The organism is Rhodobaculum claviforme (assembly GCF_016653255.1).
GTDB classification, from domain to species: domain Bacteria; phylum Pseudomonadota; class Alphaproteobacteria; order Rhodobacterales; family Rhodobacteraceae; genus Rhodobaculum; species Rhodobaculum claviforme.
Genome location: NZ_NHSD01000246.1, coordinates 1 through 9,954, shown reverse-complemented (window position 1 = coordinate 9,954; position 9,954 = coordinate 1). Strand labels below are relative to the sequence as shown.

Annotated in this window: 11 protein-coding genes and 1 tRNA gene; 7 read left to right on the top strand and 5 right to left on the bottom strand. The window is 71.2% G+C overall.

The genetic code is table 11. The features are described from left to right. Positions 1 to 276 precede the first annotated feature (276 nt). Together CCR87_RS08985 and CCR87_RS08980 are read left to right on the top strand one after the other, a co-directional pair. Positions 277 to 354: transfer RNA gene (locus tag CCR87_RS08985), tRNA-Pro, on the top strand. An 18-nt stretch (positions 355 to 372) separates the two neighbouring features. Continuing rightward, positions 373 to 1,452 (top strand): 2'-deoxycytidine 5'-triphosphate deaminase, encoded by a 1,080-nt coding sequence (locus CCR87_RS08980; RefSeq protein WP_201157189.1) that lies wholly within the window; start codon positions 373 to 375, stop codon positions 1,450 to 1,452. Between the two features lie 12 nt (positions 1,453 to 1,464). On the opposite strand, the gene CCR87_RS08975 is transcribed toward CCR87_RS08980, so the two are convergent. The 5 genes from CCR87_RS08975 to CCR87_RS08955 are packed head-to-tail and all read right to left on the bottom strand — an operon-like array spanning position 1,465 to position 6,126. Further along, positions 1,465 to 2,202: an SDR family NAD(P)-dependent oxidoreductase gene (locus CCR87_RS08975; protein ID WP_201157188.1), complete on the bottom strand. Its 738-nt coding sequence runs from the start codon at positions 2,200 to 2,202 to the stop codon at positions 1,465 to 1,467. A 35-nt stretch (positions 2,203 to 2,237) separates the two neighbouring features. Then, positions 2,238 to 2,795, bottom strand: coding sequence for a DUF3833 domain-containing protein (locus tag CCR87_RS08970; RefSeq protein ID WP_201157187.1), 558 nt, complete (start codon positions 2,793 to 2,795; stop codon positions 2,238 to 2,240). Between the two features lie 3 nt (positions 2,796 to 2,798). Beyond that, the gene (locus tag CCR87_RS08965; protein WP_338048902.1) at positions 2,799 to 4,046 is read right to left on the bottom strand and encodes an MFS transporter; all 1,248 of its coding nucleotides are present in this window, start codon (positions 4,044 to 4,046) and stop codon (positions 2,799 to 2,801) included. Further along, the gene (locus CCR87_RS08960) at positions 4,043 to 4,804 is read right to left on the bottom strand and encodes a DUF1365 domain-containing protein (protein WP_201157190.1); all 762 of its coding nucleotides are present in this window, start codon (positions 4,802 to 4,804) and stop codon (positions 4,043 to 4,045) included. The genes CCR87_RS08965 and CCR87_RS08960 overlap by 4 nt, the downstream gene beginning before the upstream one ends. 26 nt (positions 4,805 to 4,830) lie before the next feature. After that, on the bottom strand, positions 4,831 to 6,126 hold the full coding sequence (locus CCR87_RS08955) for an NAD(P)/FAD-dependent oxidoreductase (protein ID WP_201157186.1): 1,296 nt from the start codon (positions 6,124 to 6,126) through the stop codon (positions 4,831 to 4,833). A gap of 236 nt (positions 6,127 to 6,362) precedes the next feature. On the opposite strand from CCR87_RS08955, the gene CCR87_RS08950 reads away from it, so the two are divergent. From CCR87_RS08950 to CCR87_RS16985, 5 genes are all read left to right on the top strand, one after another. Continuing rightward, positions 6,363 to 6,869, top strand: a complete 507-nt coding sequence (locus CCR87_RS08950) for a sigma-70 family RNA polymerase sigma factor (protein ID WP_242511934.1) — start codon at positions 6,363 to 6,365, stop codon at positions 6,867 to 6,869. 8 nt (positions 6,870 to 6,877) lie between these two features. Next, positions 6,878 to 7,519 carry a ChrR family anti-sigma-E factor gene (locus CCR87_RS08945; protein ID WP_201157184.1) on the top strand — a complete coding sequence of 214 codons (642 nt, stop codon included), beginning with the start codon at positions 6,878 to 6,880 and terminating at the stop codon, positions 7,517 to 7,519. Between the two features lie 118 nt (positions 7,520 to 7,637). Continuing rightward, positions 7,638 to 8,612 carry a UDP-N-acetylmuramate dehydrogenase gene (gene murB, locus CCR87_RS08940; RefSeq protein WP_201157183.1) on the top strand — a complete coding sequence of 325 codons (975 nt, stop codon included), beginning with the start codon at positions 7,638 to 7,640 and terminating at the stop codon, positions 8,610 to 8,612. A 42-nt stretch (positions 8,613 to 8,654) separates the two neighbouring features. Further along, a complete protein-coding gene (locus CCR87_RS08935; RefSeq protein WP_201157182.1) occupies positions 8,655 to 9,578 on the top strand; it encodes a D-alanine--D-alanine ligase in 924 nt (307 codons plus the stop codon). Between the two features lie 132 nt (positions 9,579 to 9,710). Then, on the top strand, positions 9,711 to 9,954 hold a 244-nt coding region (locus tag CCR87_RS16985), incomplete at its 3' end, for a hypothetical protein (protein ID WP_207186600.1).

The window sequence follows — 9,954 nt, the reverse complement described above, 5'->3', positions numbered from 1 at the left end:
AGCCCCCGCGTGCTCCCCCCGGCCCCGACGCCGCGCGACACCGCGGCGCCGCGGCGTGCGGTCACGCGGCTGCGGGGGCTGGAGGGCGTCGACGCAGGCCGGGCGGCGGACCTTCTGGGCCGCTGTTCCGCGCTGGCCGCGCGGCTGCGCACGCACCACGGTACGGCCGGGACATGAGGCCCCGGCGATCGGCCCGGCGCCACCCCGCACGCGACATCAATTCCCGTCGGAATTGCCCTTGCCCCCGCCCCCGGATCGGGCCTATACCGCGCGCGTCGGGCCGTGGCGCAGTCTGGTTAGCGCGTCCGTCTGGGGGACGGAAGGTCGTGAGTTCGAATCTCGCCGGCCCGACCAAGTTTCAGGAAAGCCGTTATGGCTGAAGGTGTTCTCCCCTCCCAATCCCTGCGGGCGCTGATTACGTCCGGGGGGATCTCGGGGACACCCGATGTAGCTGTCGATCAGGTGCAGCCCGCCAGCCTCGATCTGCGGCTGGGGCCATGGGCGGCGCGGGTGCGGGCCTCGTTCCTGCCGGGACCGGGACGCAGCGTGGCGCGCGCGCTCGATGATTTCCAGATGCACCGGATGGACCTGCGCCCCGGCGCGGTGCTGGAAAAGGGCTGCGTCTATGTCGTGCCGCTGTGCGAGACGCTGGACCTGCCCGCCGGGCTGCAGGCGGCGGCGAACGCCAAGAGCTCCACCGGGCGCCTGGACGTGCTGACCCGCGTCATCACCGACGAAGGCGTGGAGTTCGACCGCGTCCCCGACGGCTACAGCGGGCCGCTCTTTGCCGAGATCTGCCCGCGCTCCTTCTCCGTGCTCGTGCGTCCGGGCCAGCGCCTCAACCAGCTGCGGCTGCGGCGCGGCGAGGCTGCGCTGTCGGATGCGGAGCTGGCCGAGCTGCACGCCCGCGAGGGGCTGGTGGCGGGCCCGGCGGCGATCTCGGGGGGGCTGGCGTTCTCGGTCGACCTGCGGCCTGCGCCCGGGACTCCGCTGGGCTATCGGGCCAAGCCGCATTCGGGGGTGATCGACCTTGACCGCCTGCGCGCGTACAACCGCGCCGAGTTCTGGGAGGAGTTGCACGGCGAAGGCGGGCGGCTGATCCTCGACCCCGGCGCGTTCTACATCCTCGTCAGCCGCGAGGCGGTCCACATCCCGCCCAGCCATGCCGCCGAGATGGCCCCCTATCTGGCCATGGCCGGAGAGTTCCGGGTCCACTACGCGGGCTTCTTCGACCCCGGCTTCGGCCACGGCCCCGCCGGCGGCACCGGCGCGCGCGGCGTGCTGGAGGTGCGCTGCTACGAGGCGCCCTTTGCGCTGGAACATGGCCAGGGCATGGGCCGCCTCGTCTATGAACGGATGAGCGCTGCGCCCGACGTCCTCTATGGCGCCGGGCTGGCCTCCAACTATCAGGGGCAGGGCCTCAAGCTGTCAAAGCATTTCCGCGACGGCTGAGGCCCCGGCCCGTCAACGCGCGCCGAACAGCCGGAAATACAGCCCGTCGGGCAGGAAATTCGCGCCCCGGAACACCAGCGAGAACAGCCCCGGAAAGCTGCGGGCAAAGCTGTGTCCGGACATGTGGGTGAACATCGCGTCGGCCGCCGCGTCGGGTTCCATCAGGAACGGCATGCGGAAGTCGTTCTTGTCCGTCAGCCGGGTCCGGATGAAGCCGGGGTTGGCCACCTGCACGTCCACGCCGGTGCCCTGGAGGTCGCAGCGCATCGATTCGGCCAGATGCATCAGCCCTGCCTTGGACGAGCCATAGCCGATCGACCCCGGCAGGCCCCGGAACCCCGCAAGGCTGCCGGTCAGCACGACATGCCCCGCCCCGCGCGCAACCATGCCCGGCACCACCGTGCCCAGCACCCGCGCAGCGCCCGTGAAGTTCACATCGATCATGGCGACGGCCTTCTCGGCGTCCCACTCGGTGGCCGGGAACGGCCAGTAGACGCCCGACAGGAACACCAGACCGTCGATTTCGCCCACGGTTTCGGCGGCGGTGCGCACCGAGGCCATGTCGCTGACGTCCATCGGCACGACCTCGGCGAGGCCCGGCAGTTCGTCGGCGAGCGCCTGCAGCCGCTCGCGGCTGCGCGCGCTCAGCACGAGGCTGCAGCCGCACCGGCTCATCCGGTGGGCCAGGGCCCGCCCCAATCCTTCACTTGCCCCCACCAGCCAGTAACGTTTGCCAGCCCAGTCGCGCATCCGGTGTTCCCCTGTGTTTCCTGGTCGGGGCTGTCCTAATCCTTCCGGCGCATGGTGGCCACAAGTTCCGCGACCTTGATGCCGAATTTGCGGAACTGGCTGCGGTTGATGACCGTTCCGTTGTCACACAGATACATCCAGTCGGTGGTGTCCAGCACATGCCCGCCCGCGTTTTCCGGCAGGCGGATGCGGTAGCGCAACAGCACGGTCGGCCCCGAGACCCAGCCCTCGCCCACGCCCTCCACATCGGCCGCCGTCGCCTTGATGCCGCCGCCGTCGGTCAGCGTGAGCTGCCACTGCCGGGTCTGGGTGGCGCCGCTGTCATAGCGGAAGTGTTCGGTCATCGTGCCGGTGTCGCCGTCCCAGCTGGCCTCCATGTCGGCCACGAAGCGCGACGACACCCGCCCCAGCGGTCCGTAGATCACGCCCTCGCACAGGATCGGGCCGGTCAGGTGTTCGCGCAGATCGAACTGCGGCCCCTGCCCGGCATAATCGGCCGGTCTCTGCGCGCGAAACCCGACGAGGCGCCCTGCAACCAGCGCCCCGCCCAGCAACAGAACCGCCCCCAGCAGGATATAGAGTGTGGTGTCCATCGATCAGCTCTCTTCCAGTCTCGTGGCCGCCAGAAGCCCGAGGGCGGCCAGTTTCAGCCCACAGGGCAACACGGCGTACAGAAGCGTCAGCGTCGCCAGCGCGGTTTCGGGGTTGGCGACCTCGGCGCCCGACACGAAGCCCGACGCCCCCAGCAACGGCAGCACGATCACCGCCGACACCGCCAGCGTGGCCTTGGTGGTGAACGCCCACAGCCCGAAGCCGCGCGACGCGTCGGGCGAGATCCGCTCCATCCGCCGCGCAAAGATCGCCGACAGCAGCGTCAGGTCCGCACCCAGCGCCGCCCCCGAGGCCAGACACACCAGCGCAAACGGCCAGATGTCGCCCGGTCCCAGCAGGGCCGCGAACACGAACGACACGATCGCAAGCGTCATGCCCAGCATCAGCACGCGCTTGGGCCCGTATGTCTGCGCCGCGCGCCCCCACAGCGGGGCCGCCCCGGCGGCGGCAAGGAAGAACAGCAGCAGCAGCGGCCCTTCCCAGCCCGGCGCCTGCAACCGGCTCTCGACAAAGAACAGGAACAGCGACGAGGTGACCGCCACGGGGGCTGCATTCAGGAACGCGATCACCAGAAGCCGGCGCGCGGTGGCATCGCGCAGGATGTCGCCAAACCCGCCGGGTTGCGCCACCGGGGCCGCGCGCCATTCCCCCCGCATCCCCAGCACCGCGAGCACCGCAAGCACCGCAAATCCCCAGGCAAACAGCGCAAACGGCGCGTCCGACCCCATCGCCAGCGCGGTCGGCGCCACCGCCGCCAGGCACACGCCCAGCAATGCGCCCGTCTCGCGCCAGGTCGCCAGCCGCACATGCCCCCGCGCGCCCAGGCTGCCCGCCTTGACCACGCCTTGGCTGTAGAAGGCGATGGTCAGGAAGCTGAAGGCGGAAAACAGCGCCGTCAGCGTCAGCGCGAACCACACAAGCGGCGCCACCGGCGGGGCCACCGCGAACAGCCCCAGCATCGCAAGCGCCATCACCGCGCCCGCCACCGCCACCGCCAGCCCGCGCGCGTGCCGCGTCCGCTCGGCCAGCCAGCCCAGCGCCGGGTCCTGCACGAAATCCAGCAGCCGCAGCCCCCCCAGCACGACCCCCAGCGCCGCCAGCGACACGCCATAGCCGTCGACGTAGAACTTTGGCGCATGGATGTAGATCGGCAGCCCCGCCATCGCCAGCAGCGCCGCAAACAGCGCATAACCGGGCAGGCCCCCGCGGCGGGCTGGGGTCGCTGCCCTCACCGGCTGACCTCGTCGACGGGGGGCTCGGCGCGGGTGTGGAAGGTGGCGCCCTTGCGCCAGAGCCGCAGTGCCTGCCAGTGGATCAGCCCGAGCACCCGCACCGCCCCGAACGGGCGGCGCAGCAGCGCGCCCACCAGCCGCGCCGAGGTCAGCGGCCGCCGCCGCCCCGTCAGCGTCGCGTACAACCGCCCCTCCGCCCCGCGATAGTCGATCCACACGCCCACGCGATCCGCGCGCACGTCGAAGCGGAAGGTATAGCCCCCGTCCACCGCCTGGAACGGCGAGACATGGAAGGCCTTGGCCGCCGACATCTGGTCGTGGCGGGTGATCGGGCGCTGGTCGGGGTGGACGCACAGATACGAATGGCGGTCACCGAAGGTGTTGTTGACCTCGGCGATCACGGCGCGCAGCGCGCCCGCGCGGTCATGCGCCAGCCAGAAGCTGACGGGGTTGAACACGCCGCCCAGCACGCGGGGTTGGGCCAGCAGGCGCAGGGGGCCGTCGGCGGCGCTCACGCCGTGCGCGGCCAGCACCTCGCGCGCCCAGGGCGCCCCGCGCCCCTGCCCGCGCGGCCCGCCATGGTCGCGGTCGTGCAGCGCCACCGGCGCCGCGCGGTTGCGGCGATAGAACCACGGGCCGCGCGGCGCCTCCTCGGGGTCGACCAGCAGATAGTCCACGCCGTAGTTGAAGGCGTTCTCCACCGCCCCCTCGCGCCCGTGGAATGTGCGCCCCGACACGATGTCGAGCGGCCCGCCCATCGCGGGCGCCGGCGCGGCCCGGTCGGTCATGCCGGCACCTGTTCGGCGTCGCGCCGCTCCATCGCGGTGACGACGTCCACGGCGCTGGCAAAGCCGTCCTCGTGGAAGCCGCTGCGCATCCAGGCGCCGCAGAACCAGGTGTTTCGGGTGCCGTTCAGCGACCGGATCTCGGCCTGGCCCTGCAGCGTCGCGAGGTCATAGACCGGGTGGTGGAACATCGCCTCGTCGTAGATCAGATCCTCGCGGATGGGCCGGCGAGGGTTGAGGGTGACGAACATCGGATCGTCCTGCGGGATCGGCTGGAGCGAGTTCATCCAGTAGGTCAGCGAGATCGGGCCCGGCGTGTGGTCGGCGGCCTCGGTATAGACCCAGCTGGCCCAGCATTTGCGGCGTTTGGGCATCAGGCTTTCGTCGGCATGCAGCACGGCCCGGTTGGGCTGGTAACGCACCTTGGACAGCGCCGTGCGCTCGGCCTCGGTGGCATCCGACAGCATCGCCAGCGTCTGGTCGGAGTGGCTGGCGAAGATGACCTCGTCGAACGCCTCCCACTCGGCGCCGGTGACGCGGACCTCGACGCCTGCATCGGTGCGGCGCACGGCCTGCACGGCGGCGCCCACGCGCAGATCGGTGCCTTGCGCGCGCATCGCGGCCTCCATCCGGCGGACGTATTCGATCGATCCGCCACGGACGGTGTGCCACTGGTGCTGGCCGGAATATTGCAGCAGCGCGTGGTTCTCGAAGAAGCGGATCATCGCGGCGGCGGGGAAATTGCCCACATCCTCCGAGGGCGTGGACCAGATCGCCCCCGAGAACGGCAGCAGGAACCGGTCGCGGAACCACCGGCCCAGCCCCAGCCGCGCGATCATCTGGTCCACCGTCAGCGTGTCGTCGTCGCGCAGCGTGCCGCCCAGCTTGAAGAACCGCAGGATGTCGCGCAACATCCGGAGATAGCGCGGATCGAGGATGTTGGAGCGCTGCGCGAACAGCGAATCAAGGCTTTGCAGCGCGTATTCGAACCGGCCCCCGTCGAACGAGGCGCCAAAGCTCATGGTGCTGGGCGCGGTGGGCACGTCCAGATCCGCGAACATCCGCGTCAGGTTCGGATAATTGACGTGGTTGAAGACGATGAACCCGGTGTCCACGGGCTGGTCGCCGCGCTTGCCCGCGATGATGGTGCGCGCATGCCCGCCCAGTCGCGGCTCGGCCTCCAGCAGCGTGACCCGGTGCGCGCCCCCCAGAAGATGGGCGGCCGCAAGGCCGGAGATACCGGCGCCGATGACGGCGATGCGCCGGGGCGCGGCGGGGGGGGTCTCGAACGGCATTCACGTCTCCAGAGGCTTGCTTCTTCTACGTCGTGGCGCGCGGACCGGATGACAATCTCCGCAGTGATCCACTTGCACCCTGCCCGCGTATATCAGGCATGTTGATCGGGATCGAAAGCCTCGAAAAATTTGCACCGCACCCCATCTTTCGTGGGGCGGCGGGGGTTGCGCCGCATGCGCAGCGACGTACGGTGGCGGACGTGGGCAATGCGGACGCGGAAAACTGGGTCGATCACATGCTGCGCATCCGCGATGCGCAGGACGAGGTCGCGTTCGCCCAGCTGTTTGGCCATTTCGCCCCGCGCATCAAGGGCTTCCTGATGCGCAGCGGCGCCGGTGAGGCACTGGCCGAGGAGTGCGCGCAGGAGGTCATGGCCACCGTCTGGCGCAAGGCGCATCTGTTCGACCCGACCCGCGCCAGCGTCGCGACCTGGATCTTTACCGTCGCGCGCAATCGCCGCATCGATGCGCTGCGCAAGCAGCGCCGCCCCGAGCCCGAGGATCTGGGCTGGGGCCCCGAGCCGGAGCCCGATCAGGCCGATGTGATGGAACTCCAGCAGGAAAGCGCTCGCCTCGCCGAGGCGATCGCCCAACTGCCCCGCAACCAGCGCGACCTCATCGAACAGGCATTCTTCGGTGAGCTGTCGCACAGCGAGATCGCCGCGCAGACAGGCCTGCCACTGGGCACGATCAAGTCACGAATCCGCCTGGCGCTGGATCGCCTGCGCCACGCCATGAGTTGAGTAGAGACATGACGATCCGACATCACCTCTCTGACGAACTGCTGCTGGCCTATGCCGCGGGCACCCTGCCCGAGGCGTTCGACCTGGTGGTGGCGACCCATGTGTCGCTGTGCGACGAATGCCGCGCCCGTCTGGGCGCGCTGGAGGCGGTGGGCGGTGCCGTGCTCGATGACACCCCCGCGGCCCCCGTCGCCGACGGCAGCCTGGAGGCGACGCTGCGGATGATCCGCGACCGCGGCAAGGACCCCATCGTGGCGCGCCCTCCCGCGGGCGTGTTCCCCGCACCGCTGCGCGCCTATGTCGGCGGCGACCTGGAGGCGGTGCGCTGGCGCCCGCTGGGCGGCGGCGTCAAGCAGGCGATCCTGCCGGCGGCGCGCGGGGCGACGGTGCGGCTGATGCATATCCCCGCCGGGGTCGCCATGCCCGATCACGGCCACCGGGGGCTGGAGCTGACGCAGGTGTTGCAGGGGGCGTTCTTCGACAAGGACGACGAATTCTATCGCGGCGACATCGAGATCGCCACCGAGGAAACCCAGCACACCCCCAGGGCGGGCGCCGACCAGCACTGCCTGTGCCTGACGGCGACGGACGCGCCGCTGCGGTTCTCGACCATGCTGCCGCGTCTGGCGCAGCCGTTCTTCCGGATCTGACACCGCGCTGGATGCAGTCCGGGGCCCGGTGCGCCGGGGATCGGTTGTCGTGGGGTCCGATGCAGAAGGCGGGGCGCGGCCATTGCGTGGCGCGGGCCGGGGCGCTACCTGCGCGGGCATGAGCGTCGATCCCCCCTCCGAACTGCCCGCGGTGCGCGGGACACTGACCCGTGACCGGACCATGGCCGAGCTGACATGGCTGCGGGTCGGCGGACCGGCGGATTGGCTGTTCCAGCCGGCGGACGAGGCCGACCTTGCCGGGTTCCTCGCGGCGCTGCCGGCGGATGTGCCCGTGTTCCCGATGGGGGTGGGGTCGAACCTGATCGTGCGGGATGGCGGCATCCGGGGCGTGGTGATCCGCCTGGGCCGGGCCTTTGGCGGCATCGCGATCGCGGACGGGCGGGTCACCGCCGGGGCGGCCGCACTCGATTCCCATGTGGCGCGGCGGGCGGCGGCGGCGGGGCGGGACCTTGCGTTCCTGCGCACGATTCCCGGCACGGTGGGCGGCGCCGTGCGCATGAACGCGGGCTGCTATGGCACCTATGTCGCGGACCGCCTGGTGGGCGCGCGGGCCGTCACGCGGGCGGGCGCGGTGGTGACGCTCCGGCCCGCCGACCTCGCGCTCGGCTACCGCAGCAGCGCCTTGCCCGACGGCTGGGTTCTGACGCAGGCGACCTTCGACGCCCCCGCCGCAGATCCCGCGACGCTGGAGGCCACCATGGCCGCCCAGATCGCGGCCCGCGACGCCAGCCAACCCACGCGCGAGCGCAGCGCGGGCTCCACCTTCCGCAACCCCGGCGGGCACAGCTCGACCGGGCGCGCGGACGAGGATCTGGCGCACACCGCCTGGGCGGTGATCGACGCCGCCGGGCTGCGTGGCGCGCGGCGTGGCGGCGCGCAGATGTCGACAAAACATCCTAATTTCCTTGTAAATACCGGGGGCGCCAGCGCCGCGGACCTCGAAGGATTGGGCGAAGACGTGCGAAAGAAGGTTTCCCAACACAGCGGAATTACGCTAGAGTGGGAGATCAGGCGGGTCGGTGAACCCGCCGCCCGGCCGGGCATCAAGTCGGACAAACCGACGCCAGGCTGAGGGTTGATCCAGAGGCCGGACTCACCGGCCCAGTTTGAGGCGATGGCGGGTATGTCGAGCAGGACAGCCCCCAAGGTTGCGGTACTGATGGGCGGCCTTTCCGTGGAGCGGGAGGTGTCGCTGTCGTCAGGGCGTCAGTGCGCCGCCGCGCTGCGGGAGGCAGGGTACGAGGTGACGGAAATCGACGCGCGCGGCGACCTGCCCGCGCGGCTGAGCGACATTTCCCCGGACATCGCCTTCAACGCCCTGCACGGCCGCTGGGGCGAGGATGGCTGCGTCCAGGGCCTGCTGGAATGGCTGCGCATCCCCTACACGCATTCGGGCGTGCTGGCCTCGGCGCTGGCGATGGACAAGGCCCGCGCCAAGGCCGCCTTCGAAAGCGCCGGTCTGCCGGTCGTGTCGCACCTGCTGGTCCCGGCGGCGGACGTCGCGCGCGCCCATGCCCTGCCGCCGCCCTATGTGGTCAAGCCCAACAACGAGGGGTCCTCGGTCGGGGTCTATCTGGTGCATGCGGCCGCCGACGCCCCGCCCGCGCTGGGCCCCGAGATGCCGGACCAGGTGATGGTCGAGGCCTTCGCCCCCGGGCGCGAATTGACGGTCAGCGTGCTGGGCGACCGGGCGCTGACGGTGACCGACATCGTGACCGACGGCTGGTACGACTACAGCGCGAAATACACCCCCGGCGGGTCGCGCCATGTGGTGCCCGCCGATATCCCCGGCCCGGTGTTCGACGCCTGCATGGACATGGCGCTTGCCGCGCACCGCGCGCTGGGTTGCCGGGGGTTGAGCCGCGCCGATTTCCGCTGGGATGCCGCGCGCGGGCTGGACGGGCTGGTGCTGCTTGAGGTGAACACCCAGCCGGGGATGACGCCCACGTCGCTCAGCCCCGAGCAGGCGGCGCAGTGCGGCATCGGGTTCGCCGATCTGTGCCGCTGGATTCTGGAGGATGCCTCGTGCGACCGCTGAGGCCCGACCAGCCCCACCAGCCCCCCGGGGACACCAGCCCGGCCCGGCCGCTGCCGCCGGGGGCGGCGCTGTGGCGCTCCACCGCGCCGCGCACGGCGGGGGGGCCGGGCGCGACCACGCCCCCGCGCCGGTGTGGCGCTCCAGCCGGCCGCCGCGCGGCGGGTAGATCGCCCCGCCAACCGCCAGCAGAGCGCGCGCCAACGCGCCATCGGCCACTTCAGGCCGGGCGTCGCGGAACATGCCGGGATCCAGCCGGGCAAAACCGGCCGGATGCAACGTTACCGCGCGGGCGAGCAGCGCATCCTGCGCGGCCTCGACCGTCCGCCGGGCGGTGCCGAGGGCCCCGGCCAAGGCATTGATATGCGTCACCGTAAGC

Bases quoted from the DNA above. Each gene is read 5' to 3' on its own strand.
- CCR87_RS08980 (WP_201157189.1), top strand. From the start codon at position 373: ATGGCTGAAGGTGTTCTCCCCTCCCAATCCCTGCGGGCGCTGATTACG.
- CCR87_RS08975 (WP_201157188.1), bottom strand. From the start codon at position 2,202: ATGCGCGACTGGGCTGGCAAACGTTACTGGCTGGTGGGGGCAAGTGAA.
- CCR87_RS08970 (WP_201157187.1), bottom strand. From the start codon at position 2,795: ATGGACACCACACTCTATATCCTGCTGGGGGCGGTTCTGTTGCTGGGC.
- CCR87_RS08960 (WP_201157190.1), bottom strand. From the start codon at position 4,804: ATGGGCGGGCCGCTCGACATCGTGTCGGGGCGCACATTCCACGGGCGC.
- CCR87_RS08955 (WP_201157186.1), bottom strand. From the start codon at position 6,126: ATGCCGTTCGAGACCCCCCCCGCCGCGCCCCGGCGCATCGCCGTCATC.
- CCR87_RS08950 (WP_242511934.1), top strand. From the start codon at position 6,363: ATGCTGCGCATCCGCGATGCGCAGGACGAGGTCGCGTTCGCCCAGCTG.
- CCR87_RS08945 (WP_201157184.1), top strand. From the start codon at position 6,878: ATGACGATCCGACATCACCTCTCTGACGAACTGCTGCTGGCCTATGCC.
- murB (WP_201157183.1), top strand. From the start codon at position 7,638: ATGAGCGTCGATCCCCCCTCCGAACTGCCCGCGGTGCGCGGGACACTG.
- CCR87_RS08935 (WP_201157182.1), top strand. From the start codon at position 8,655: ATGGCGGGTATGTCGAGCAGGACAGCCCCCAAGGTTGCGGTACTGATG.